The sequence below is a fragment of the Paenibacillus sp. 7516 genome, from assembly GCF_002272715.1.
GTDB lineage: Bacteria > Bacillota > Bacilli > Paenibacillales > Paenibacillaceae > Paenibacillus > Paenibacillus illinoisensis_A.
Genome location: NZ_NPBI01000005.1, coordinates 1 through 25640 on the forward strand (window position 1 = coordinate 1; position 25640 = coordinate 25640).

The following is a 25640-nucleotide window of genomic DNA, read 5'->3' on the forward strand; positions in this document are numbered from 1 at the left end:
TATTATGTAGAGATCCGAAACTTCTAAACTTTATATTCGTATGAATAGGAATATCATGAAAAATTTCCGATAAAAGGAGAAAGGGCGAAGAAATGAAGAGAGTATTAACCATTATATTATATCCGTTTATTATGGTGTTAGGAGCGCTTAACGGGGCTTCGTTTGGGGGGGATTCCAGTAATGGTGTCCGGTTCATAAGGGATGTTGTTACGGATCGCAGGTATGACGGGCAAGATCTTTATGAAAAAATAGAACATAGAAGTACATAGATACATTCTACAATAATTATGATACTATAGTCGCTGATAATTCAGGTAAAGTAATCAAGTAAATCACAGAGTAATTTCATTGGATTAAGTTAATATAGAAACGATAACTCAATATAACCAAGAAAGCAGCCATCTTCAATGATCGGCTGCTTTTGTTAAACTAAGGGGAAGTTTTTGTTTTATTGGTACAAGTTCTTGTCCCGAATCGAGGACAAGAACATAGTCCGATTACCGATTAGATAACCATTTAAATTGCTTCCGGGGATGAGGGATTAATCACTATGTATATTTGCGTATTTTTTTGATTTTTGTCCTCCGTATGTGTACAAAGAATAAAAAAGATGCTACATTAAAATCAGCATAACCCCCTTTATAACAAGGTTTTTCGAAGATTGGAATGTCTCCTGTATGAGGACGATCGTATATCGAGGAGGGAATCGAATGTCAAGTCAAGTATTGGACCAATTTTTAAGTTCGAACATCGAAGATCTAAAGAATAAAGGTCTATATAACTTCATCGATACACTGCAGGGGGCAAATGGTCCTGTTATTCGTATTGACGGAAAGTCCTTAATCAATTTGTCTTCTAATAACTATTTGGGCTTGGCAACAGATTACCGCCTGATTGATGCTTCAGTTAAGGCGGCGCAGACATACGGGGCAGGGGCAGGGGCTGTGAGAACAATTAATGGTACGATGGATCTTCATATTGAGCTTGAAGAAAAACTGGCCCGTTTCAAAAAAACGGAAGCCGTTATCGTGTATCAATCGGGATTCAACTGTAATATGGCTGCTATATCCGCAGTAATGGACCAGCATGATGCGATTTTATCCGATGAGCTGAACCACGCTTCAATTATTGATGGCTGCCGACTGTCGAGAGCCAAGGTGATTCGCTTTAAGCATTCGGATATGAATGATTTAAGACAGCAGGCGAAAGAGGCCAAGGAATCCGGTCAGTACCATAAAATTATGGTCATCACCGACGGGGTTTTCTCCATGGATGGTGATATCGCAAAGCTGCCCGAAATCGTGAAAATAGCAGAAGAATTCGATCTGATTACTTATGTGGATGATGCCCACGGTTCGGGCGTTCTCGGAGCAGGTGCGGGAACCGTGAAACATTTTGGATTGTCCGACCGCATTGACTTTCAAATTGGTACTCTTTCCAAGGCGATCGGCGTTGTCGGCGGTTATGTGGCGGGTAAAAAACAACTGATCGAATGGTTGAAGCTGAGAAGCCGTCCGTTTCTGTTCTCAACATCGCTGCCTCCGGCTGTAATCGCTTCTTGTAGTGCTTCTGTCGACATTTTGATGAATGACAAAGAGCTGATTGAGAAGCTGTGGGAGAACGGCAATCATTTGAAAAATGGTTTGACCAGGCTTGGATATAATATTGGCCACAGTGAAACGCCGATCACACCTTGTATCATTGGCGATGAAGTAACCACCCAACAGTTCAGCAAACGGCTCTATGAAGAAGGCGTTTACGCCAAGGCAATCCTGTTTCCTACGGTCCCGAAAGGAACCGGAAGAATACGTAACATGCCGACAGCTGCCCATACCAAGGAGATGCTGGGTCAAGTGATTTCCGTTTATGAGAAAGTTGGCAAGGAAATGAAGCTGATTTAGCTGCATTCGCGGGAGTATATTTCGGGAGGAATGTCTTATGAAAAAGATATTGGTGACCGGAGCACTGGGCCAAATCGGTTCTGAGTTAGTTGTTAAATTACGTGAAAATTATGGTGAGGACCACGTCGTTGCGACGGATCTCAGGTCATCATCCCACGAAATTACCCGATCCGGGCCATTTGAGCTGCTGGACGTGACGAATGCTAAGGCGATGTTCGAAATCGCCAAGCGATACGAAGTGGATACCGTCATTCATTTGGCTGCGCTGCTGTCAGCTACCGCAGAGGAGAAACCCCTGCTTGCCTGGAATTTAAATATGGGCGGATTGATGAACGCACTTGAAGTATCCAGGGAGCTCAGTTGCCAATTTTTCACTCCAAGCTCGATTGGATCTTTTGGCCCTTCGACTCCGAGAGACAATACCCCGCAGGATACGATCCAGAGGCCCAACACGATGTACGGCGTGAACAAGGTGTCCGGCGAACTGCTTTGTGATTATTATTTTCACAAATACGGTCTGGATACTAGGGGGTTACGATTCCCCGGTTTGATATCTTATATGACGCCTCCCGGCGGAGGAACGACGGATTACGCGGTGGAGATTTACTATGCAGCTGTGACGACTGGCCGGTATACATCTTATATCGCCAAAAACTCTAACATGGACATGATGTATATGCCAGATGCCTTGAATGCTATCATTGATTTAATGGAAGCGGATTCTTCCCGGTTGATACACCGAAACTCTTTTAATGTCACCGCAATGAGCGTGGATCCGGAGGCGATCGCTGCAGCAATTCGGGAAGAGATTCCCGGCTTTATCCTCGAGTATGATGTTGATCCGAAGAGACAGGCAATTGCCGATAGCTGGCCCCATTCCATTGATGCGACGGCAGCAAAAACAGAATGGGGATTTCATGCCCGCTACGACTTGAAGGCCATGACGAAGGATATGCTGTCACAGCTAAGCGAGAGACAAATGCTTCGGAAAGCTTAAACTTAATATAAATTCACTGTGCAAAGCGAGTAGAAATACAAAAGAATCTGCACCAAGAGGAGGTTTGGCGTTACCCGGATAAAATGAAGGGAAGAACAACGTCAATCGTCAATGGGGTACAAGAACATTGTTCCAATCAAAGTCGCTATTATAGCGGCTTTTTTTATCGGTACAAGTTCTTATCCCAAGGCAAGGACAAGAACTTGTACCGATTGCCGAAATGGACAAGAATATGTTCCTATTCCCGATTAGTCGTATATCTAATCGTTAGTTGCCGTTAATTCATTAAGCTAACGGGCAGGATAGTTTAAGATCATTCACGGTGAACCGTATCATAAATAAGGGCAGTTAAACGCAAAGAAAGAGTAAGTTCTTCTTAAAATAGACTATAAATAGCACAATATAAAAATCGATGCCTTCACATTCATTTTAATTATGAAATAAATTTATCTGATGTTTTGTAAACCGGAGCTTAAACGCTCCGGTTTTATTGTACACCAATAAGTTTTAAGGGTGTGTTGAAAGGTGATAGCGTTCCTAATCCGTCGCATTCTAAGGATACTCAGTCAGACTGGACAAAGGAACGGTCATTTCCTGCTCCGAGTTTCCGATCGGATAGATTCGAGCCGTTTCATCCTCATTCACATGCTGGATTACGATAGGGGTATCCTGGTAAGTTACATTTTTCATAATGGCCGATTCCGAAATTTCAATCGCTCTTTGTTTGTTCATGAGAATTCTCCTTATTCTGAAAGCTTGTTCGATTGATCAAGATGTCGGTGCGTGGCTTTTTTAATTTCTTGGTCAAGTTTCGATTGTCCTTGAATTTCTGCAGCCGCCTCCATCTGATGATTCAGCTGCTGTTCGATCTGTCCGATTCCATGCGCCTCTTGTTGCTGTTTGCTCTTAGTCAAAACGATCCCTCCCTGGTTGTAATAAGATCTTTATAATCTCTGTATCACTACATTGCACCAAACAGTAGGAGCTTATGCAAAAGTTATTCATGTACTGTGATTTAAATACCATGTTGTTACATTGGATATGAGAATCTTCCTAACATGTACAGAAAGAGAGAGCCGATTGGAAAGTAGGTGCATATAGTGACCCATTTCGATTTTAGTGCTGTAAAATTCGAAGCTTTCATGCAATTTTTTACACTCGGTCTAAACTTGTGGGGTATTTACCCCATACCTTCATCAAGATCAGTTCAAGTGTCCGTTACGTCTTGTTTAGTTTTTCATAACTTATAGAGTGGCAGAATTGGATGAAGACAGTAAGTTCGTTTAGACAGGAAGGGTTGCAAGATTTTAAGAGGAGGCGGAAATATGACAAGAAAAGTTGTGATTGAGATTAACTTCAACAACTACGGTTTTGACCCGCAGCGTCTGACGAGGGAATGGTTGGAGCGGAGAATGGACATTTTTCGCAGATATACGCTGAACTGTCTCAAGGCCCAGACGAATCAGGATTTCCTGACCGTAGTAAAACTCTCAAAGGAATCAGGAGAGTTGATGCAGGAAATTTTGGCAGAGCAGGAGCCATTGCCGGCCAATATCCGTTTCGGTACGCATATCGAGAGTGTTCGCGCCATACTCTCCTTTGCTGAAGGACATGAAGATATCTATATTGCCAGACTGGATTCGGATGACCTGTACCACAGAACGTTTGTCCAGCAGCTTTATAGCGTGCAGCCAAAGCCAGAGACGATAGCACTAATCAACCAGAACGGATATCTGTGGGACAGCGTCAATAATGAGATGGCACCGACGTTCCATCGTTCACCGCAGTTCTATGTGTATCTGTATAAAACGGAGCAATATGCCTCAGGATACCGCATCAAGTTACCGGGCAGAGGCACTCATGGGAATGTCATCGATCTGCCACATGAGTTGCTGGCTCCTCGCAATTATATCAATGTCGTTCATTCCAGTAATACCTCGGTAAAAAAGGTTCCACTGAAAGATCGGCTGAATGGAAGCGAGATTGATCAGGTATTACGGGAATTCATGGTCTGACCAAAGGAGTGCTGATTAAAATTCAAAGAGAGCGGAAATATCCGCTCTCCACATCCTAGATCATTCCTGAACATCAAAGGAGGGCTAAGCGCGTGTCTATGGAAAAAAAACTCATTGTAGAAATGCTCTTTAATAACTGGGGAGCGACAGCGGATCGACTAACCATGCGATGGATAGAATACAGAATAAATTTATTCATGACATATACACTCAAAAGCCTACTCCTTCAATCTTCTCAGGATTTTACCTGCTATGTGCTGTATGATCCGAAGTCTGAGAATCTTATAAATGAGATACTAAAAAAGTATCCTTCCCTGCCTACCAATATCTGCTTTGTAACACCTAAAGATTACCAGTCTCATATTATCCGAGATATTGAAAAGTTCAAGTATTTGTACCGCGTGTATCTGTCCAGTGACGATATGTATCACCAAGATTTTATCAAAAAGCTGCACGCCTATAAACCTCACAAAGATACTGTTGCCTTAATACCGCAATACGGTTACATCTACGACTCGGTACAAAAGCGGCTGGGAAAATTTTTTTTCTGGCTTCCCAGCTACGGTGTAACTATTATCAAAGTGGATGAGTATTTGAGAGGACAAGCGGCCCGCTATACCTGGCGCGATGCATTTAAGGTTCCCAGAGAATTCATTCATATCAACGAACCAATATGGATTAATCATATTCATGGACAGAACACAGGTACAACTTTTGCCAATGCACTGACCTGGAAAATAGCACATGTTCATGATGCTTGTACGTTGGAGCCTTGGAATAACAATAAACAACCTAAAGCTGCTTTCGGTCCTGAGATCACAGAGCCAAATGAGATCGAACAGATCCTGAACCGCTTTTTCTAACTGTGCGCTCCATAATTTCCTTGACCGTTCGGTTGTCTAGGTCTTTTATAAATGGAAATTGATTAGTATTGTTGGGAGATGGAAACCAATTGCTTATCAAAGACCCATCGAATGTTCGTAATCACGAATGGTATCACTCACACGAAGCAGTCTGGGCTATATAAGTTTTTCGAGGTTATCTTTGATTCGCAAAGCGTTGGTTATCAAAAACCGAACACCTGTTGGGTCAACAGAACCGGACAAATAAGTCCGGCAGAAATTAAAAGCACATATACAATCTCAAACTTAATGGAGCTCACTTCCATCTGTTAGGCTGTAAAAACAAACGCTTGTGCCGCCTTAATTATCACTTTTTGGTGACTATATCACAAAAAAGTGGGTACTGTTTTTCTTGTAACTTTTCCCCCATACTATCGTTCATAGGAGGTTCATGAGGGAGACAGAGCATCCTATACCATATAAATCATTATAAAAGGAGTGTAATAGAATGGGGAAATTTGACGGGAAGGTGGCAGTTGTAACCGGAGGTACAAGCGGCATCGGTCTCGCGTCGGCACAACAGTTCGTACAAGAAGGGGCTTACGTTTTTATCACGGGACGCAGACAACGTGAACTGGATGAAGCAGTGAAGCAGATTGGAAAGAATGTTACAGGTGTCCGAGGTGACATATCTAAATCGGAAGATCTAGATATATTATTCGAAACAGTTAAGCGAGAAAAGGGACACTTGGACATTCTCTTTGCAAATGCCGGACTAGGGTCATTTCTTCCATTAGGAGAAATTACAGAAGCACAATACTACAAGACTTTCGATGTCAACGTGAAAGGAACCATCTTTACAGTACAAAAGGCATTAGCTTTGTTTCCAAATAAAAGAGGTTCGATTATTCTAACGGGATCCACTGCTGGCTCGACGGGAATGCCAGCGTTTAGTATCTATGGTGCATCCAAGGCAGCGATCAGACAGCTCGTCCGCAGCTGGATTCTTGATATGAAAGGGACCGAAATTCGTATAAACATCCTTAGTCCGGGAACAATCGTAACGCCGGCGTACGATGAGTTATTTGGCTCTGAACTAGATCATTTGCTGGAACAGGCAAAAAATGATATTCCGCTCGGCAGAGTGGGGCAGGTTGAAGAGATCTCCAATGCTGTCATGTTCCTAGCCTCTAATGAAAGCAGCTATATGAACGGCGTTGAATTATTCGTAGATGGCGGAGCAGCTCAAGTTTAACCAAGACATAATAATTTTCAAACGACAAAGATTGTTAAATCAACTTATATGCTTGTATTCTCCCCTCCATGTAACGTTCAATTTTTCCTTCAGTGATCCTTGAAGGATCAAGCGATACATGAAGGGGATATTCTTAGGACGGGAGAGCTTAAGCGACTCGTTCATAATATATCTCAAAAGATGCTGATTCAAACTCTTCTGGAACTGGAAACAGACGGATTAATTCACAGAAAGATGTACAATCAGGTATTGCCTAAGGTGGAATATTCAACGACGGAACTGGGTCAATCACTTGAACCCATTTTGAGATCGCTTTGTGATTGGGGGGGGATGACGCAGAGCAATCCTGAATAGGGCCGAATTCAGTTTTCGAAGCGGTACGGGTAGTAAGTAAAGCAATAAACGATATTTATAAACCCGATGGAATTACCGTAATTCAAAATGGAGGAGTATTTAATAGTTTAGGACATTTTCACATGCATATGTTTCCGAGATATAAAGGTGATGGATTCGGCTGGATAGAACCTACAAATGATGCAAGTAAAAATCTTAACGAAACATGTAGAAAGATAAGAACCTATATAAAGGACATTGTTTAGTAACGCTTCGAAGGCATATCCATCACATAACACCATATTCGCGCTGCGTCGCCTGACGGCTCCTTGATCTGCCAAGAGTGAATTCGAGGAAGCTGATTCTGGCAGATAGCCCTACGAGGCTACCTCTGGCGACACGGCTAGGCGATTGCTTTGCTTAATCGCAGTGGCAGCTTAAGCCTCTCGGGTTGCATTTTTACGATGAACAGTGGATATATACTGAACGTTTCTCATTACAGTACTTATTTTTTCATTTATGGGGATAAGGCTTGTTTTGAACCCGTTATATTTAGGGGAAACATAATACTGTTAAGAGTTGCTATTTAGCGGCTTTTTTCGTGGTTATGGAAGGCGCATGATCTAGATAATCATTTAACGGAATGATTTTTTTCTCTAATCGCTTTCTGGGTACCGCCCCAGGGAAACTGTTCCCCCCGTACTCAACGACATCTGGGAGAGAACGAGAAGCCATCATCAAATTAAATTGTTCACCGAGTTGACCCTGAGTTGGAGGATTGTTCGCTTGTATTCACCAATCAATAGGATAAAAAACGAAATGGGTAGGAATAGATTTTTTGCTTTTAGTAGAAGGCTAAATAGAGAGGTTAGACTATACAACTCACTTCAATATGATCATTGGGTTCTAACGGAATCTAATATTTTAGTAATGAACTACTGTGAAAGACCGTTAAAGATAAAAGTATCTGTTGCTGGCAAAGTTGTTGAAACAGTTTTTGATATGTGGATTAAATCAGAAAGTGAAGAAAAGTTTGTGTTTATACGTTACTCCTATGAAATTGATCCGGATAACAAACGTTCAAGTGAACAAGCGATTGAGGAAATGTATGCACAAAAAATATGGTGCGCAGAGAATAATAAGACACAGCAGGTTAAAGTAAAGAGTTTGAAGAATACAGAATGAACATCATATTTTAATCTGGAGGTGCTCATTTGATTAACTGTCCTTATTGCAATATTATTGATGACCTGAGTCATGAAGTAATCATTAGCAATGAAAAATGCATATATACTTTGCTCAAAGAACAAGAAATAAAAGGCGCTGGTATAATTGTGCCGAAAATAAACGATGAGAGGTTAAACCCGTTGGCCAGTTATTAGAAAGGAGAAATACTCAATAAAATAAAAAAGCCGCTAAAATAGCGACTCCAGTTGGTACTAGTTTATGTCAAGGAACAACAATTTGTCCCCTTACATAAACTCTATTTATTCCAAAGTTCTTTAACCTGATCTATTAGATTATTTAATGTTTTTCCATCTGTTTGTTCTGTAAAACTTCTCATTTCATCGCTTTCTCCTTGATAGGCAGAAAGTACAAAATCTTCATCAACAACATAATAGGTGGCATATCTAGTAAAAGAGTAACTTCCTTGCTGTTCAGGTGCAGTTCCCTTTTTTACAGAAGCAACTATTTTCATCCCAGGTTTTAAATCAGGTTCAGTTCCAACGAAATCCGCATTATAAAACAGGTTAGTAGTTTCCTCTACATCTTCTCCAACGATAACTTCATCCACTTTGACTTGATACGAAACAAAAGTTGGCTTATAGGGCTCTATACCTCGAGCTTTGTCCTTCTCGGCAGCATCACCTTCGGGTGTACCTGGTTTTGCAGTTAAGGTAGATTTAAAATTAGGATTTTGCTTGATAACTTCAGCAATAATCACGGAATCTGACATTTCTAAAATCTGCTCAAAAGGAACATCTACCGTTTGTGCTAGACTAGGGTTCCCTTCAGAAAGTGGGTATTCTTTTCGAAGTTCAGCAATTCTTTCATTTGAAAGACTAGAGGCATTTTGTTTATCACTTGAGCAACCAAATACAATCAGTGCTAAACTGAACAACAATATTGTTAAGGTAATTCTTTTCAACGTTTTTTCCTCCCTATCAGTACTTATTATTTATATCATTTAAGTCATGTTGTCTAGGTACATAATAACCTTCATATTTTCCACCAGTTCGCATGATTGATTCTACACTTGTAGGATAATAGTTAGCATTAGGATGAACAAGGCCTAAAACATGCCCCATTTCATGAACAATAGTAGCAACTTTATGATTCCCTGGGTTAGTACTACTATAATTAGCAACATATGGAGTCATATATATTTGGGCATACGAAATCCTTTTCGAAGACTGTTGTACAGTTGAAGAATCTATAACGATTCCGTCAGTTGTTTTAAGATCTGCAATACCTAATGTCCCTGCTCCTCCCACTCCGAATCTATCTGACCAGTACGCTTTTGTAGCAGAAGCTATATCAACATTTGAAGAACCATAACCGACTTTATCAATTACAACTTTTTGAGAATAAGTTGACCAAAGAGTAGCAGCCGTTGAGTAAGCGCTTGTGTAGTCGGAGCTTAATCGGTCACCATATAAGGTTTTCCGTTAGTTAAATTACTCCATTTTACTGGAATTGCTGTCCAATTTGGAGCTGAACCAGAATAATACATCTCGTGTGCACTCAAAGTTGGACTAAAAGAGAATATGGAGATGACAGCAATTAAAAAATAAGCAACATATTTTTTTTGAAATTCAAAACCTTACACCTCTCTTTTCTGGAATAAGTTACTAATTATCAAAGGATAACGGCACTATAAAAAGATTAATATGTCAAATTTAATCATATTTTTACATAATACATAGCATATAATCTAAATGTATATTAGTACGAATAGTAGTACAGGCATAAATTCTCTAATAACTTTGAAATTTGGAAAAAGTAATGTTAATGTTTACCGCGGAGAAATTCATTTAAAGTAAAAACTAACGAGGTGAAGATTGACAAGAAAACAGGACTAATAAAAACAATACATGGAGTATCTTTAGATGTTAACCCGAGCACTGTTTCAAAATTTGTTGGGGCTTATCGAATTTGACATCCTGCCTGAGGGTCTGAAGAAAATCCAAAGGCGGAGTAGACTGGAACATTTTTGAAATAGTTCCGGCGTATGATATGTCAGAATGACATAAAGTCGCCAACCAAGAAGCTCCTAATTAATCAAGGTTTTTTTAATTTTTAGTAGGGAACTTTGTCGAGGGACAAGAACATGTTCCCATTGAATTCGCTATTTTAGCGGCTTTTTTATTTTATCGGTACAAGTTCTTGTCCCGAGCCGAGGACAAGAACTTGTACCGATTACCGTATTGGACAAAAACTTGTTCCTAATGCCGATTAGGCGTATATCTAATAAGAGAGAGAATAACCGAAGAATGGATGCTCTAAAGAACCAATAAAATCATGAACTTGCTCCCATATTGATTCCCTGTAAAATGCAGTAAAATTAAAACTATCTCAGATAGAGGTTCTGATAGCTTGATTAACAATCATTTTTAGATAGACTATGGGTAGCAAAAAAAGAATTGGGGGAATGAATATGGGAGAAGTATGGACAAGCTCTATGCATGGTGCACCTTGGACTAAAGGGAAAATGAATAAAGCGATTAAGCAACTGGGACATCGGGCGCTTATTTCATTTGTAATTGATATAGATAAGCTCGAAGATTTAGAAGAGTTAGATAAGCATGTATTTGCTAAACGCCCGGATTTAGTATTATCTGTTCGTCAAATTGATATGAAAGGATGTTACACAGAAGAATTATTACAGATTATAGCTGATTTAAAGCATATAACAGCTTTACAGTTAAACCTGCTTCACCATATTGATCTGAGTATGCTTGGTAAACTGGAGCGATTGCAGTTTTTATCAATTACAAGTACCAAGCCGGTTAACATTAACTTTATTTCAAACTTTAGAAATCTTCAATATCTCTCATTAAATGGAAAATTTGCAGACTTAACGCCGATAGGCGATGCAACTGAACTTGATACACTCATTTTGAGTACTACTATTCATGAAGTTGATTTTGTTCTTCGATTAACCCAATTGGAGTGTCTATTTATACATGATTGTACCTTGAAAGGATCCCTTGCAGCACTTGCGAATTCTACTATTAAAATGCTTAGCTTAGCTAATATACGTAACTTAACGAACCTGGATGATATAGCTTCAATGCATAATCTTTCTTATTTACGATTATCTTTGTCTAAGGTGGAAGCTTTATGTGATTTCTCAAAAATGCATAACCTTAGACAGCTGGAACTGGATAATATGAAAGCGTTAAAACATATAGATTCGTTGTGGTCAGCACAACTTCTTGAAATGTTAGAACTAAGGCAGATTTCCACAAGTATTAAAGCCAAGGATTTAGAGGCTTTAGTTGAAATGGAGTACTTACAACAACTGGATTTTCGGTTTATTGATTTTAATAAAGGAAGGATTACAGCATTATACAACTGGTTTAATCAAGCAGGGAAGGAGCATATCCTCTATGAGAATATTGCTAAAGACAAGCGAATGAAGTCCATGTGTCTATTACATTTACAAAATCATATAGGCTAAAATAAATTGCGAAAATCTACACGTGGTGCACAAGACTAGGCATGTCTTCAACTTTCCGAAGACGATGTACTAGTAGAAAAGGATCTCTTCTACAATTACAAAAATGGATCAAAGGGGGCGTGAGACATTATGTTAAATCGATTCAGCTGGAAAGAAAATGATGTTTATTTTGTACCTGTGACAGACTCAGTTTCAACAGTTGTTCAATTACTCCAAAAGCCTTATATTATCATGTTTAATATCTTTTTGGAGAATTCAATCTCTGCCTGGGATGAGATTGAATTACAGGATATCCAAGAAATTCGAGTTATTCGTGTGTTGAAGTCAGCTGTTAAGTTGGTAGCAAAGCAAAAATTGAAGGATACAGCAATAATCCCTAAAACAGATGTGGAACTACCCAAACATTATATTAGCCAGGATTTTGGGAATCGTCGATTCAATCTGGTGTGCATAGATCCCAAAATTGGAGATTTGGGAATGGGAAATCCCATCGTGGAAACGGATATCTATCCCGCGAATTCACTTGAACGTTTAGAGCGTTATGAACTAACCGCATTACATACGGCTAAAGATCTGATGCATAGGCTTTACTCGTCATACTCTGTAAATTTCGGATTGGATAAGTATAAGGAGTATTATATGAATTGCATTACTCCGGTTCCAGTACACGAATGGAACCAGGAGTACTTAAATGCTGGAGGATACTCTTTCTAAAAGTAATCATGAATTAGACAAGACGAGTCACTTAAGAAGGGGATATAAACTATTAGGTATGAAGGAATAAGTAATAAATGCCCGCTGCTTTCGGTATTGAAAAGAATATTTACAATAAACAAAAACGAAAATACGACATTTTAGCAACCGTCACGGGAAAACGATTTACGGAACGGGTACGTACTCATTTCGTTTAGTCAAGGATTGATTGGTAAAAGTTTATACGCAGATTATTGAGCGGAAACAGGTCGTCGGAAAGCTCGTACAAACGCATCGGCCAAAAGGACTCGTCGTTCTCCATGGCTTGAGAATCATACCGTCTGAACTCTGTTTCCAGGGCTTCGACCGCTTGTTGCGGATCGCTGCCAGATTCAATTCGCCGCTGGACCTGCGTTATAAACAAGTTGTGAAATTGCAAAAAAGAATCAAAGCTGGAATTGCAATATTGCAGCCGGTAAATGGTGTCTTCCTGATGGATATATGTCACAGTGCCACTCTCAAGATCGAGGGCGTAATAACCACCGAGTTCGTGTCCAAAAATCGCAAGCGTTCGTTCTTCAAAACGTAAGAGATATAAAGGGCAGTCGAATTCGATAGCGAAGTTCGGGTAGGGGATCAGCCGAAGTCTTTCGCTTGTTAGATTAGACAGGTATTCGGATTGCTCCATTTCGGAGGGATTCAGACTTTCAAAACGGGATTTAAGTTCTCGAATAACAGGCTCCATAGCTGCACCTCGCTGAAAATTATCGACTGGTCGGCAAAATAAAAATAAACGAAAATAGGATATTATAATCATACCATTAATTGATCATGTCGAGGAATTCGGATTCGTTTGCGAAGATGTCGAGGGACAAGAACATGTTATCCCAGTTTTGTGAGATATAAATGTAACTAACATGGAGTTGATAGCGTTATCCATAACGAGGAACGTCTTAAAGGTTCTAAAATAACTAATAAAGAGAGGGATAAAAATTGTATATACTTATACAGGGCTACAAGTAAGTCATGTCTCAGAATGGTACAGTGCCGTTCAACACATGTTTGATTTGGATAATACATTTAATGTGGGGTATAATTGGTAATGGATAATTTCCAAAAAATCGTATCTGTATTACTGGTGCTAATAACTGTCTTATTAAGTCTTATTTATTTCGAAATGAGGCATAACAATAAAGTTCAAGACGGCATTCATAATTATTTGTACAATGCAGATTAATCTTCTTGATTTCGTGAAATGTAGAGACCTCCTTTAATGGAGGTTTTACTTACTGATCAAGCTCTACATCCTATTCCATTCATTGATGGTAGGAAATTCAAATGATAAAATATAATTATGTCTAAGAATATTCTATCGACTAAATTCAATATACCTCCGCTTCGGCACAATACGGTTCTCCGTTCACACATGATAGAAAAATTACAATATGGCTTGTACCGTAAATTAACCTTAATCTCTGCGCCTGCTGGGTATGGAAAAACGACACTGGTTGGCAAATGGATTCCTCAATGCGGTCGATTTGTTGCATGGCTAACACTGGAGGAAGGAGATAAAGAACTTACACGCTTTTTAACTTGTATTATTTCAGCACTGCAAACGATCAGCGAGAAAATCGGAAGTGGCATACTTGAAGTGCTTCAATCTCCTGTGCCGCCCCCTCTAGAGTCCATGATAGAGGTACTACTTAAGGAAGCTGCTCTTATGCCACCTTCCATTCTTGTCTTGGATGATTACCACGAGGCGAAATCGCAGCCTGTTGATGAAGCCATCTCTTTCCTCGTTAATCATCTCCCCTCACATATACATCTAGTTATGATTACACGCGAGGATCCCTTTTTTCCAGTAGCTCGGTTAAGAGCACAGGACCAAATAACCGAATTACATGAAGCAGACCTGAGATTTACGACTCTAGAAATTGAAGACTTTCTTAACGAAGTCATGCGACTTAACCTACCGAAAGACAAACTTGATGAGTTGGCATTACGAACCGAAGGTTGGATTACCGGTTTACAGTTGGCCGCACTTTCCATACAAGGCGATCATGGTACTGATCGATTCCTTCAGTCTATTACGGGTAGTCATCATTTTGTGTTGGATTATTTAATAGAAGAGGTCCTAGAACGGCAACCAGAGGATGTTCAGTCCTTCTTAATCCAAACTTCCATCCTCGACCGCATGTGTGGTTCTCTTTGCGATGCTATTTTGCTCGATCCCGAGGTTCCTGGCAGGCAGCGGTTGCTTGATTTGGAGCGCCAAAACCTGTTCGTTATTCCATTGGACCATGAACGAAAGTGGTATCGTTACCACCAATTGTTTGCCCAGTCGTTGCAAAGACGTTTAGAGGATTCTCAAAGTGATACCCGTATTGCTGAACTACATCAACGAGCAAGTGTTTGGTATGAGAACCACGGTCTTGAAATCGAAGCATTTCGTCATTCAACGAATTTAGGTGATATCGATCGCGCTGCACGTCTATTGGAAGGCGACAAGATGCCACTTCATCTTCGCGGGGCAGCAAGTATTTCGCTGAAATGGTTGGAGTCGCTGCCTGCTTCGGATTTGGACGCCAGACCTGCACTATGGGTGATGTATGGTTCTGTTTTGCTCATAACAGGTAAGCCGTCGCAAGTCGAACTCAAGCTGAAAGCAGCAGAGGCAGCGCTTGAAGGCATCGAACAAGACGATCGTGTAAGAAACTTGATCGGCCTTATTGCTGCAACTCGGGCTGCAGTGAATTCATTAATGATCACGATAACTCCCCATTGGACCAACCAAAAATTACAGGCAGCTGAACAGTTTATGCAGAGGACGGAGCAGGATGACAAAAGTGAAAACCTTATTGAACTTATTGCCCCTGAAAGGGATGTTTTAGGAAGTACAATACATGAGACAGATCAAGTTATTTACGAGTCACGCCGGGCTCTAGAGTACCTTCGTCAGGATAATCTTCCCGTTCGCACATCCGCGGCATGGATGCTTGGCGTCTCAAGCCAGCGGAGGGGAGACTATACGGAAGCTCGAAAAGCCTATAACGAGGTTATTTCATACAGTCATGTGATGGGACATAAACTGATGGCAATCATGTCCCTTATCGGACTCGGCCAGCTACATGAGGCAGAACACGAACCCAACTTGGCAGGAGAATGTTACGAAGAAGCTATTCATCTAGCCGGTGATCTACCGCTTCCGTCACTGCGTGAAGCGCAAACAGGTCTTGAGCGAATAAAGACACTCCTCCAATCTGGAATGAAGAGCAATCTGATTGAGCCGCTCAGTCCGCGTGAACTGGAGGTGCTAACGCTCATTGCCAAGGGGCTTTCTAACCGAGACATCGGTGAAAAACTCTTTTTAGCTATGGACACGGTTAAAGGTCACAATCGGAGGATTTTTGAAAAGCTTCAAGTGCGAAGACGCACTGAAGCGATTGCCCGTGCTCAGGAGCTAAATTTAATTCCCAATCTTCACAAACCACACTAAAGTGTCTATGGGTCCCCAAACCTCTACGTTATGATTTTTATAACATGAGCGAAGGGGAGATAGACATGTACAAATGGACTGCAAGGGTAGCAGGGTTACTGTTTCTGGTGTCGACGTGTGCTTATTTGTTAGGGAGTGGGTTACTGAATCCTATTTTCGAGCGGCCCGAACTTCTAGCAGACTTAACGTTGGATCAATCCACCATTGTCACAGGATTGTTTTTGGAGTTAATCAACGCAATAGCAGTTGTGGGGATTGCGATGCTAATGTATCCAGTGCTAAAAAAACATAACGAGGCATTCACGTTAGGATATTTCGCTTCCAGAGTGATCGAGTCAGCAATTCTGATTATCAGTTTAATCTTTCCGATTCTACTCATCATGTTGAGCGAAGAATTTAGAGATACGGAAACCTCAGGTCGCCCATACGTGCAGATGCTAGCAAAGGTAGCGGTAGAGTCTCACTTGATCCTCTTTGATCTAGCCATGATTGTCCTGAGCTTGGGTAGCCTTTTATTTTGTTATGTACTCTACAGATCTAGGTTGGTTCCTCAAGTTTTGAGCATTATCGGCTTTATCGGGTATGTTGGGTTATTAACAAGCAGTTGTCTAGCGATTGCTGGTCTTGAAGTCGGAGCCGTTCTTTACATTCCAGGAGCCATCTTTGAAATTGTTCTGCCATTGTGGCTCATAGTGAAGGGATTCAATCTACGCACCGAAAACTCCAGATGATCAATATACGGAGAAAAAATAGCTTATACTCCGAAAGCAACCAGTCTAAAGACGGGTTGCAGCTGAAGCGGATTACTTGGGCGTAGAACTGGACGTTAGTAAAGCAGCAGACGAAGCACAACAACAGTTAATCCTGGATCTGGGATCCTATCAAGATGGAACGACACTGAAGGTTCATGTTTCCAGCGAGACCTATGCCAAGCTAGGGGAGATTTTGAAGAAAAACGGATTAGAACCTGATGTGCTGGATAAAGGATACACGGTGGAACGGAAATAGTTCTACTTCCGGAGTGAAACAAGAACTTTTTTTGTCTCAACTGATAGAATATAGATTTACTATAGTAGAGGTCGAGATTATACATCTCGACCTTTTTTGTTTTTACTTTTTACCTTTTTACATGTGTAGCGTACTTTTAAATCGAGTGAAACTGAAATTAAGTAGTTTCTATAGACAGTTCTTATCTAATACTACTTACACCAAAATTATCCGTATAAACTCATTTCTTTAGCTACCGCTGATTGAATCCTATTCAAAGCTAATCCTAAAATAGCTGGGTAAAGTTAGAGCATACGGTACATTAAGAGACTACTAAATTTAATTACGGGAAACCTTTGAAGAGTCATTCACTGGATTGATTCTCTTAGTCTTTCTACTATAGTTACTTTAGTTAGTGTTTTATAGGCTAACAAAGTCACTGTATAAGAGATGATCATCAGGACAGGGAGTGTAAAAATAAAAGGAAAATAACTCATTTGAAACACTGTAAAGGAAATGCTCTCTGTAATGCTTTTTGAAACTGCATAGGTAATTAGGACTCCGATGGTTGATGTAAAGAGGATGGTTAAAAGCACGATATAAAAACCTTCATAAACCAAAACTTTCTTCGCTTGCTTTTTAGTCATGCCGATACTTTCTAGTATGGCAAATTCATTTCTTCTTGAGATTACGCCTGTAAGAACAGTGTTAATATAATTTAGTATCCCGATCATAGCAATGACTATACTAAGGCTATAACCAATGGTTTGGAAAACACGAATAAATCCACCAAGTTCTTTTTTATAATCTTCCCTGGATTTAATAGATAGCTCCTCACTAAGGTCTATCATAGCCCTTATTGTGTGTTCCACTTTATCAAGCTTATCCGGTTCAACATGCAGATTAGCAGAAATAATCATGGACGAATCGTCGCCCTTAGTCAGTTCTGATACAGGAAGAAATGCGTTATAGCCGTTTACACTGTAACTTTTTGTTGTCGCGGCATATAGAGCATCCTGCTTCAAGACTGCCATCACTTCATAACTTCTCCCTTCAGTCGAAAAAGAAATCATTTCTCCAGGCTGATAATAAGATTTTGCACTTGAGTCATTTGGAAGATTTGCTTCGGTAACCAACACATATTTCCCGGTTTCGAATTTCTCTTTATCAAATTCGCCTTTTACAACATCCTTATACAAGAGTTCATACCAACCTGTATCCACACCATAAAGATTTACCGAAATCTTTCCTTGGTTTAAAGTCCAGGGTATAGAGGGATCTGGATCAGGCTTAGCAGAGAACGGTTCTAGTACAGATCGAATAATATGATCTATTGGAATAGATTCAACTCTATAATACACTTGATCCACACGGTTAACCCCATCTATTTGACTCAATCTTCTAATAAGCTCAGGTGATAATTTATAGGGATCTCCACTACGCTGCGTTCTATAATCAACTAATACTTCATTTTGAATAACAAAATCACCCGATATATGCGAACTCAAATATTTAGCCACATCTAAAGAAGATATGATTGTAAAGATCGTAGAGAACAAGACAATACTGAGCGTGAGGGAAGAGAGCACCAAAAATAACTTTTTCTTATTACGAAATATATTGGATAAAGCCATATTATGAAGCTTTGCTCCGTGTTTTGTTTTTCTAATTTTTTTCTGTGCAATGCGACGGATTCCAGAATACCTGACCGCTTCTATTGGAGAGATTTGAGAAGCTATCCGCCCTGGTTTTGTTGAAGCAATCCGTACCGTTATATACGAGAATAGTGCAGCCCCCAAAAAAATCCACGGGCTAGCAGAATACGAAGTTTCTAAAGAATGATTAGAAAATGAATTAGCCAAAGGAGTCACAAGGAGGCCAAGTACATAGCCGAGACCTAATCCAAAAGGTAGGGCGATAATATACAACGAACGGGCGTGAATGGTGATGATTCTTTTTAATTGTCTTGGTGTTGTACCAATGGTTTTTAGCAACCCGTAAAACTTCACATCCTGCAGAACAGCAATATAAAAAATATTGTAAATCAGTAAATATCCACTGATCATCGTAATCAAAATAACGACTGCATAAGGAACAAGGTTCAAAAGATCTTGAGATAACGATACACTAGAGTAAGCCGGGTTCACTCCATATTCTACTTCTAATCCCGTATCAGCTAGAATGGTTTTTAATTTATTTTCGATGACAAATGAGTTTTTAAATAGCACGAGCAGTTGAGAGGTGTTTACATATAAGCCATTTAATTCGGAGTCAACCGGATTGATTTGAGAGATATGTTTATCAGTAAAGGCTTTTGAAACAAATGCTAAACCAGACATTGACAAATTCTTGTCTGCTTTATAGTATCCCGAAATTTTGAAGTCTTGGCTGATAACTTTTTGTCCAATATTGATATCGAGCCTTACCTTTTGACCCAACTGCGGTTTTACTCCCAGTAAATCGAGTACCCAGGTGTTAAGAACAATATCATTTTCGTGGGTAGGAAGACCACCCTCTATGAAGTCGATAAATGAATGTTCGGCATAACTTTCATCGACATGTAAAGTCTCTACATGATTATTCTTAAGAGAGCTTCCTTGTAATTTGCCTACGCTAAGCGATGTACCCGATTCCTTGATTGAGGGGTGATTCTTTAGTTTCTCCACCTCAGATGGAGTTAAGTACTTAAAACTGCCATGGTAGTCTCCACCGGTAGTCTTCATTATGGCACGTTCCATTGACGCGTTAATATTTATCCCCATCGTGAAGACAGCCGTAATGAGAAGTGTTGTTAACACTATGGCACATATTATAATAAGATTGTGAGTGCGGTTTGCTTTCAGATTTTTGATAGCCAGATTAAATATGGTCTTACTCTGGGTACGATTAATCATGGTGGTCCACCCCAAAACGGTCAGATTGGCTACAGGCGATGATGCCATCTTCTATACGGATAATTCGGTCTGCGGTTAGAGCTATTTCTTCGTTATGTGTAATCATGACTATGGTTTGGTTAAACTTCTGACTCATCTTCTTTAGTAAGATAAGTACTTCCTGGCTTGTTTTACTATCTAGATTCCCTGTCGGTTCATCAGCTAGAATAATAGCGGGTTTGGTAGCTAAAGCTCTGGCAATTGCCACTCGCTGTTGCTGTCCGCCGGAAAGATTTGAAGGCAGATTATCTACTTTACTATGCAATCCTAAATTACGGATTACTAGATTAATATGTGTTTCGTCTATATCGCCTCCATCTAGCTCAATAGGTAATATAATATTTTCACGCACATTTAAGATAGGGACTAAGTTGTAGTTCTGAAAGACAAAACCCACAGATCTGCGCCGGAAAATAGTCAACTTTTCATCATTCATTTCAAAAATATCTATTCCGTTTACGAAAACCTTTCCTTCTGTAGGATGATCTAGCCCTCCTAACATATGTAGGAGCGTACTTTTTCCGCTGCCACTTGTACCAACAATAGCAATAAACTCTCCTTGATGTACTGATAAGGACAGTCCATTTAGAGCCTTAACAATAGTCGATCCATTCCCATAGTGTTTCTTCAAATTCTCGACTTTTAATATCGCTTCCATTAGTATTTTCCTCCAATGAGATTTACTATTCCACCGTATCCATGGTATCAAATCAATCTAACTGAAGTGTGTCTGGAATCTAACGGTTATGTCATATTTCGATATTATATTTGAGGCAGAAAAAATGAAAAAGTCGTTCCCTTGTTGATCTCCGAGGTAACTTTAATGTAGCCTCCTTGCTCTGTAATAATCTCATGTGCAAGAAATAAACCGATCCCCACACCTTCCGCTTCTCGTGCTTGCTGCCCCCGATAAAACCGCTTAAAGATATGGGGCAAGTCCCCTCTCGTGATTCCAATTCCATTATCTGAAATATCTACACGTGTGAACATTTCATTACTAACCACATCGATCTGAATGTTTCCATCGGGTTCGGTATACTTTACAGCATTCTCCAACACATTAAAAAAAGCTTCACTAGTCCATTTATCATCATGATGAACAGTTATATTTGTCTCACAGTCCACTTTTATATCAATATGTTTAGTCTCTGCCTGAGCATACACTTGAGCAAGCGCTGTATTGATGGTTTGAAGGATCGGATTATTCTTAGTCTGAAGGGAGATCATTCCAGTTTCTAGTCTTGAACATTTAATGAGTGAACGAATAAGCCAATCTAGTTTTTTCGATTGTGATTTGATGTTTTGCACATACTGTTCCAATTCGTCACTTATAACAGGCATTTCCTCTATTAACTGACTGTATAAAATGACATTAGAGAGAGGTGTCTTAGTCTGATGGGATATATCCGAAATGAGTGTATTGATCATGTTCTTTTCGGTTTGAATTTTATATTCATTGGATTTGACAGAAGTTATGTATCTTAAGAGTTTATGTTCCAAAGAGGAAAAGGCATTCTCTTCATAGGAGATAATGGGATTTTGGTCATGAATTGCCTTCTCAATGGTCTTATCCAATTTGCTAATATACACAGCTATTTTAAAATTCAATAAGCGAGCCCATGAAAATCCTATAACTATAATACAAATAACGAAAATGATAGAGAATAGATAAAAAACAGAATTTACCTCGTTAAATAACAGGACCATTCCCATATACGTTACGGATAAAGAGATGAATACGATAGAAAAAATGAGATTTACATATTTCAGGAACGAGTAAGGTCTATTTTCATTCATGCTTAGTCCCCTTCTTTCCACATATAACCTAAGCCGTATATCGTTTTAATGTACTTAGGAGAAGAGGGTTCGTCTTCAAGTTTTGCTCGGAGTCGTTTAATAGCCACAGTTAATGCATTTTCATCTACAAAGTCAGCATCATTAGACCACGTTTTATCGATTAGTTGCTCTCTTGTCAAAATGAGCCCTGAATTGACAACCAACACTTTCAATAATTTTTGTTCTGTTTTGCTAAGAATTAAAGGATGGCTATGCTTGTAGTACTCCATTTTTTCGAAGTTTAGAGAAAACGGACCTCGCACAACAACATTTTGATAAAGCGAATCGGTACGCTTCATTACTGCTTTTACTCTCGCTCGGAGGACCATTAAGCTAAAAGGCTTGGTGATGTAATCGTCTCCTCCAAGTTGAAAACCAGTCACAATATCAGATTCCATATCATTCGCAGTTACAAAAATGATGGGTATTTGAGAGGTTTTACGAAGTTGCTCACAGTAATCTAGACCACTTCCATCCGGTAGATTGATATCTAGCACAATGAGATCTATTTTTTGTTCTTTAATATACTGTTCTGCTTCTGCTAAATCATAAGCTTGGAGAATTAGTAAGTCATTCTGGGCAAGAGAGAGAGACATTCCTTTGTTCAAACTGCGGTCATCTTCAACGATTAATAAAGTTTTCATATAGAGATCCTCCGCATTCTTTTTGAAATAATTATACACATTTGAATGATTGTTAGAGTTAAAAAGCTCACGCGTACGATACGTGGTTAGGCTGGATATCGAGAGTGGAAAGATACAAAAAAAGAAAGATATCTATAAATGAAATATTATGTAATATAATCCCAAATGAAAAATATAACTCTAAAAAATGAAAAAGTAAATGAGATAATTTATATGAAGGCGTTACAATTATGGATTATTATGGTTCGTATAGAAGAGAATATAAATATTGAAAGCGGTTCTGTTAGTTAAAGTAACCATCAAAAAAAGAGAGAGAGCTGATTGCGAGCTAGTAAGATGGCACATATAGGAGGGATAACACAATTCATTATTAAGACTAACATAAGGCGGTGATGTTCAGATGAATAGTGAAGCATATACATTTAGCAGGAATTGTAAAGTGGTACAGAATGCAAATCGGATAATCCTAGGTAATGAGAGAACGGGTGAATGGATAAAAATATCGAAACAATGCTTTGATATTCTGAACTTGGGTATTGAAAATTCCATGAGCCCCACTCAGCTAGTAGATTGTTTGGAAGATAGGGAAGATAAACTATATTTCCAAGAGCTGTTTGACAAGCTCCAACATGCGGTTCTCTTAGAACAAAAAGACGGGGGGAACCTTCCCGGCCAGACTATACATGAGATCTATTTTGCACTGACTAACAAATGTAACTTACATTGTGCCCACTGCTGCTATAACGCAGAATACACATCTTTATGTTCGCCAGAGGAAGCACGTTCTACTGGGGAAATGATTACCGTTATTGATAAAATTATAGCCGCAAATCCGAAGAATATCGTTTTTTCTGGTGGAGAACCTATGCTCAGAAGTGACTTTTTCGAAATTATAAAATACACATCTAAAGAGTTTAATGGAAGCATCTCACTTTCAACAAACGCCACTTTTATAACATCAAGTAATGTTGAAGATTTAATTCGTTATGTAGACAGTTTTGATATCAGTTTGGATGGCGTTGATGATAAATCATGTTCATTACTTCGTGGTCGTGGTGTTTTTGATAAAGTGATGGATAGTATTCAACTTCTTCAAAAGTTCGGAGCCCAAAAGATTGCATTGTCTATGGTAGTTACCGATAGAAACGCTCATTTGGAGGATGAATTCAGAGAATTAAATAAGAGACTCGGTACTAAAGCGGTAGTTCGACAATTCAATCCCATAGGAAGAGGGAAAAAACTCAAAAACTCAAGATATAAAGAAAAACCAATCGATGTAAAACTTTCCGATGAGCAGATAAAACAATTTTCTGATCTCACCAAGATGAGTACATGCGCTGCCGGAAGAAAGACCCTCTTAATCGATTATGATGGATCCATTTACCCTTGTGGGCTATTGATCTCAGATAATTATAAACTTGCACAAATAGATGAGTTGGATCATTTAGATCAGTTACAAGAAGATCCGTTAATTGAAACGAGTATTGGATTTCAATCGCTGAATAATTTAAAACCTGATCGATACCACAAGTGTAAAGATTGTTCTGTAAATCTCTTCTGTTGGAATTGTATTCAGAGAGTAGAGGGTTATGAAGGATATGATGAGTTATTTGAGGAACGTTGTGCAGCACAGAAAAAGTTCTTAGAACGAGTCATTTGGGGTATTGAAGAGGTGAGTGTATAAGTGCTTGCGAATATTTGGGTAACGACCAGCTGTAATCTTAATTGTTCCTATTGTTATGAAGGAAACAATAAAGCACACCACAGAATGACTAAAATCACAGCCCAAGCGGTGGTTCAATTTGTAATCAATCATTACTATACATTGGGGGATTTCAATAAAAGCTTAATTATCAATTACCATGGCGGCGAACCGTTATTGGAATTTGATACAATACGCTGGTTTACAGAAACGTTCAAAACTCAATGTGCATTAAGAAACATTACAGTCAAGTTTGGGACAACAACAAATGCTACTTTATTAAACGATAGAATGATCGATTACTTAAGCCAAAATTTTAACTATTCAATTTCCATTAGTATAGATGGTGCTGCTAAGACTCATGATCGTTACCGAACCCGAATAGGTGGACAAGGCACTTATCATAAAATACTCGAAGTGGTACCAAAGTTCTTACTAAGGCGTCCGGATCTTCGTGCTAGAATGACCTTTAACTCTATCACTGTTAATACCTTATTTGAAAATATAAAACATATCGTTGATTTAGGTTTTAATACGATCGTACCTATCCCAGATTATTTTGATCCAGGTTGGGACAAGAATCATATGGAGATTCTTTATGAACAACTAGAAAAGACAACTCAACTTTATCAGAGTGAAAAACAGAAAAACAACAGTTTGCTTATTGGAATGGTAGATGGTTTCAAAAGGAAAGAGATGGGCGATTGTGATGGAGGCATTACAACTATAAACATTAGTTCTAAGGGGGACATTTTCCCTTGTACCTATCTTGAGGGACAACCCGAGTTCATCACCGGTCATGTAGATACAGGCATTGACGATTATAAACTCAACAATTTCCATCAACCTACTACTGTAAAAAATGAGGTTTGCTCAGGATGTACTCATTATAAAAGATGTGCAGGCGGAAGATGCAAAGCTCTAAATAAACTACTCACTGGAAATTACTTTGTACCATCCGCTGCGTTATGCGGGATAGAGAATGTACAAAATCAAATTAATCGGAAATGCTATGTACACTCGAATTAGGTGGTTCGAGTTAAAGACCAAAACAAATCGGGAGAAAGTAATTGTATGAATTCTCTACTTATACGGCAAGGCAAAGAAAAATATACTGTGATGGAGGTTGATAAAATGTTAGTTATCGAAAAAATCACTGATAAAGTTGAAGAACTAGATGTAAAAGGTCAAGGTTGTGATGATGATTGTAAATATTACGAAGGATATAGTTTCGAAAGTGGCACATGCGAATATAAGGAAACCGCATTCTTTAGTACCTGGTTCTAAAATTTACTTTGCCCCGTTAAGTTTATAATAAGTTT

The 25640-nt window shown here is 39.3% G+C and carries 21 protein-coding genes and 3 pseudogenes; 15 read left to right on the plus strand and 9 right to left on the minus strand.

Annotation, left to right across the window (positions count from 1 at the left end):
• The first annotated feature begins 710 nt into the window (after positions 1-710).
• Both CHI14_RS03220 and CHI14_RS03225 read left to right on the plus strand, forming a co-directional pair.
• A complete protein-coding gene (locus tag CHI14_RS03220) occupies positions 711-1901 on the plus strand; it encodes a glycine C-acetyltransferase (RefSeq protein ID WP_095286990.1) in 1191 nt (396 codons plus the stop codon).
• Between the two features lie 37 nt (positions 1902-1938).
• Positions 1939-2898, plus strand: coding sequence for an L-threonine 3-dehydrogenase (locus CHI14_RS03225; protein WP_095286991.1), 960 nt, complete (start codon positions 1939-1941; stop codon positions 2896-2898).
• Positions 2899-3450: 552 nt separating this feature from the next.
• On the opposite strand, the gene CHI14_RS03230 is transcribed toward CHI14_RS03225, so the two are convergent.
• Positions 3451-3630, minus strand: coding sequence for an H-type small acid-soluble spore protein (locus CHI14_RS03230; protein WP_095286992.1), 180 nt, complete (start codon positions 3628-3630; stop codon positions 3451-3453).
• Between the two features lie 11 nt (positions 3631-3641).
• Positions 3642-3812, minus strand: a complete 171-nt coding sequence (locus CHI14_RS29860; protein ID WP_167301697.1) for a hypothetical protein — start codon at positions 3810-3812, stop codon at positions 3642-3644.
• A gap of 411 nt (positions 3813-4223) precedes the next feature.
• Here CHI14_RS29860 and CHI14_RS03235 point away from each other — a divergent pair, with 411 nt between their 5' ends.
• From CHI14_RS03235 to CHI14_RS03260, 5 genes and pseudogenes are all read left to right on the plus strand, one after another.
• Positions 4224-4913, plus strand: a complete 690-nt coding sequence (locus CHI14_RS03235; protein WP_095286993.1) for a glycosyltransferase — start codon at positions 4224-4226, stop codon at positions 4911-4913.
• A gap of 98 nt (positions 4914-5011) precedes the next feature.
• Positions 5012-5776 (plus strand): glycosyltransferase, encoded by a 765-nt coding sequence (locus CHI14_RS03240; protein WP_095286994.1) that lies wholly within the window; start codon positions 5012-5014, stop codon positions 5774-5776.
• A 487-nt stretch (positions 5777-6263) separates the two neighbouring features.
• Positions 6264-7010 carry an SDR family NAD(P)-dependent oxidoreductase gene (locus CHI14_RS03250; protein WP_095286995.1) on the plus strand — a complete coding sequence of 249 codons (747 nt, stop codon included), beginning with the start codon at positions 6264-6266 and terminating at the stop codon, positions 7008-7010.
• 135 nt (positions 7011-7145) lie between these two features.
• Positions 7146-7364 (plus strand): annotated as a pseudogene (locus CHI14_RS03255) (winged helix-turn-helix transcriptional regulator); the annotation flags it as partial.
• A gap of 765 nt (positions 7365-8129) precedes the next feature.
• The gene (locus CHI14_RS03260; protein ID WP_095286996.1) at positions 8130-8528 is read left to right on the plus strand and encodes a hypothetical protein; all 399 of its coding nucleotides are present in this window, start codon (positions 8130-8132) and stop codon (positions 8526-8528) included.
• A 298-nt stretch (positions 8529-8826) separates the two neighbouring features.
• Here CHI14_RS03260 and CHI14_RS03265 read toward each other — a convergent pair whose 3' ends face one another.
• Together CHI14_RS03265 and CHI14_RS03270 are read right to left on the minus strand one after the other, a co-directional pair.
• On the minus strand, positions 8827-9492 hold the full coding sequence (locus CHI14_RS03265; protein WP_095286997.1) for an outer membrane protein assembly factor BamD: 666 nt from the start codon (positions 9490-9492) through the stop codon (positions 8827-8829).
• A gap of 16 nt (positions 9493-9508) precedes the next feature.
• Positions 9509-9970, minus strand: a pseudogene (locus CHI14_RS03270) (zinc-dependent metalloprotease family protein); the annotation flags it as partial.
• Positions 9971-11001: 1031 nt separating this feature from the next.
• Here CHI14_RS03270 and CHI14_RS03275 point away from each other — a divergent pair.
• Together CHI14_RS03275 and CHI14_RS03280 are read left to right on the plus strand one after the other, a co-directional pair.
• The gene (locus tag CHI14_RS03275) at positions 11002-12027 is read left to right on the plus strand and encodes a leucine-rich repeat domain-containing protein (protein WP_095286999.1); all 1026 of its coding nucleotides are present in this window, start codon (positions 11002-11004) and stop codon (positions 12025-12027) included.
• Between the two features lie 129 nt (positions 12028-12156).
• Positions 12157-12741, plus strand: a complete 585-nt coding sequence (locus tag CHI14_RS03280) for a hypothetical protein (RefSeq protein ID WP_095287000.1) — start codon at positions 12157-12159, stop codon at positions 12739-12741.
• Between the two features lie 193 nt (positions 12742-12934).
• Here the strand turns inward: CHI14_RS03280 and CHI14_RS03285 are convergent, their stop codons facing one another.
• Positions 12935-13465 (minus strand): SUKH-4 family immunity protein, encoded by a 531-nt coding sequence (locus tag CHI14_RS03285; protein WP_170948006.1) that lies wholly within the window; start codon positions 13463-13465, stop codon positions 12935-12937.
• 681 nt (positions 13466-14146) lie between these two features.
• Here CHI14_RS03285 and CHI14_RS03290 point away from each other — a divergent pair.
• The 3 genes and pseudogenes from CHI14_RS03290 to CHI14_RS03300 all read left to right on the plus strand — a co-directional run.
• On the plus strand, positions 14147-16216 hold the full coding sequence (locus tag CHI14_RS03290) for a winged helix-turn-helix domain-containing protein (protein WP_170948007.1): 2070 nt from the start codon (positions 14147-14149) through the stop codon (positions 16214-16216).
• Between the two features lie 65 nt (positions 16217-16281).
• Complete coding sequence (locus CHI14_RS03295) at positions 16282-16947, plus strand: DUF4386 domain-containing protein (RefSeq protein WP_095287003.1); 666 nt, start codon at positions 16282-16284, stop codon at positions 16945-16947.
• A gap of 64 nt (positions 16948-17011) precedes the next feature.
• Positions 17012-17224 (plus strand): annotated as a pseudogene (locus CHI14_RS03300) (TraB/GumN family protein); the annotation flags it as partial.
• 347 nt (positions 17225-17571) lie between these two features.
• Here CHI14_RS03300 and CHI14_RS03305 read toward each other — a convergent pair.
• The 4 genes from CHI14_RS03305 to CHI14_RS03320 all read right to left on the minus strand — a co-directional run bounded on the left by CHI14_RS03305 (position 17572) and on the right by CHI14_RS03320 (position 22616).
• Positions 17572-20097 (minus strand): FtsX-like permease family protein, encoded by a 2526-nt coding sequence (locus tag CHI14_RS03305; protein WP_170948008.1) that lies wholly within the window; start codon positions 20095-20097, stop codon positions 17572-17574.
• Positions 20090-20794: an ABC transporter ATP-binding protein gene (locus CHI14_RS03310; RefSeq protein ID WP_095287005.1), complete on the minus strand. Its 705-nt coding sequence runs from the start codon at positions 20792-20794 to the stop codon at positions 20090-20092. The genes CHI14_RS03305 and CHI14_RS03310 overlap by 8 nt, the downstream gene beginning before the upstream one ends.
• Positions 20795-20898: 104 nt before the next feature.
• The gene (locus CHI14_RS03315) at positions 20899-21933 is read right to left on the minus strand and encodes a sensor histidine kinase (protein ID WP_095287006.1); all 1035 of its coding nucleotides are present in this window, start codon (positions 21931-21933) and stop codon (positions 20899-20901) included.
• 2 nt (positions 21934-21935) lie between these two features.
• Complete coding sequence (locus tag CHI14_RS03320; protein WP_095287007.1) at positions 21936-22616, minus strand: response regulator transcription factor; 681 nt, start codon at positions 22614-22616, stop codon at positions 21936-21938.
• Between the two features lie 400 nt (positions 22617-23016).
• On the opposite strand from CHI14_RS03320, the gene CHI14_RS03325 reads away from it, so the two are divergent.
• From CHI14_RS03325 to CHI14_RS03335, 3 genes are read left to right on the plus strand one after another with little or no spacing between them, the layout of a single operon-like run.
• Positions 23017-24300: a radical SAM/SPASM domain-containing protein gene (locus CHI14_RS03325; protein ID WP_095287008.1), complete on the plus strand. Its 1284-nt coding sequence runs from the start codon at positions 23017-23019 to the stop codon at positions 24298-24300.
• Entirely contained in the window at positions 24301-25347 is a 1047-nt protein-coding gene (locus tag CHI14_RS03330; RefSeq protein WP_095287009.1) for a radical SAM/SPASM domain-containing protein, read from the plus strand.
• Positions 25348-25605, plus strand: a complete 258-nt coding sequence (locus tag CHI14_RS03335; RefSeq protein ID WP_212676973.1) for a hypothetical protein — start codon at positions 25348-25350, stop codon at positions 25603-25605.
• The last annotated feature ends 35 nt before the right edge of the window (positions 25606-25640 follow it).

What these genes read in the sequence shown, in the direction of transcription:
- CHI14_RS03220 (WP_095286990.1), top strand. Translation starts at nt 711, where the DNA reads ATGTCAAGTCAAGTATTGGACCAATTTTTAAGTTCGAACATCGAAGAT.
- CHI14_RS03225 (WP_095286991.1), top strand. Translation starts at nt 1,939, where the DNA reads ATGAAAAAGATATTGGTGACCGGAGCACTGGGCCAAATCGGTTCTGAG.
- CHI14_RS03230 (WP_095286992.1), bottom strand. Translation starts at nt 3,630, where the DNA reads ATGAACAAACAAAGAGCGATTGAAATTTCGGAATCGGCCATTATGAAA.
- CHI14_RS03235 (WP_095286993.1), top strand. Translation starts at nt 4,224, where the DNA reads ATGACAAGAAAAGTTGTGATTGAGATTAACTTCAACAACTACGGTTTT.
- CHI14_RS03240 (WP_095286994.1), top strand. Translation starts at nt 5,012, where the DNA reads ATGGAAAAAAAACTCATTGTAGAAATGCTCTTTAATAACTGGGGAGCG.
- CHI14_RS03250 (WP_095286995.1), top strand. Translation starts at nt 6,264, where the DNA reads ATGGGGAAATTTGACGGGAAGGTGGCAGTTGTAACCGGAGGTACAAGC.
- CHI14_RS03275 (WP_095286999.1), top strand. Translation starts at nt 11,002, where the DNA reads ATGGGAGAAGTATGGACAAGCTCTATGCATGGTGCACCTTGGACTAAA.
- CHI14_RS03280 (WP_095287000.1), top strand. Translation starts at nt 12,157, where the DNA reads ATGTTAAATCGATTCAGCTGGAAAGAAAATGATGTTTATTTTGTACCT.
- CHI14_RS03285 (WP_170948006.1), bottom strand. Translation starts at nt 13,465, where the DNA reads ATGGAGCCTGTTATTCGAGAACTTAAATCCCGTTTTGAAAGTCTGAAT.
- CHI14_RS03290 (WP_170948007.1), top strand. Translation starts at nt 14,147, where the DNA reads ATGATAGAAAAATTACAATATGGCTTGTACCGTAAATTAACCTTAATC.
- CHI14_RS03295 (WP_095287003.1), top strand. Translation starts at nt 16,282, where the DNA reads ATGTACAAATGGACTGCAAGGGTAGCAGGGTTACTGTTTCTGGTGTCG.
- CHI14_RS03305 (WP_170948008.1), bottom strand. Translation starts at nt 20,097, where the DNA reads ATGATTAATCGTACCCAGAGTAAGACCATATTTAATCTGGCTATCAAA.
- CHI14_RS03310 (WP_095287005.1), bottom strand. Translation starts at nt 20,794, where the DNA reads ATGGAAGCGATATTAAAAGTCGAGAATTTGAAGAAACACTATGGGAAT.
- CHI14_RS03315 (WP_095287006.1), bottom strand. Translation starts at nt 21,933, where the DNA reads ATGAATGAAAATAGACCTTACTCGTTCCTGAAATATGTAAATCTCATT.
- CHI14_RS03320 (WP_095287007.1), bottom strand. Translation starts at nt 22,616, where the DNA reads ATGAAAACTTTATTAATCGTTGAAGATGACCGCAGTTTGAACAAAGGA.
- CHI14_RS03325 (WP_095287008.1), top strand. Translation starts at nt 23,017, where the DNA reads ATGAATAGTGAAGCATATACATTTAGCAGGAATTGTAAAGTGGTACAG.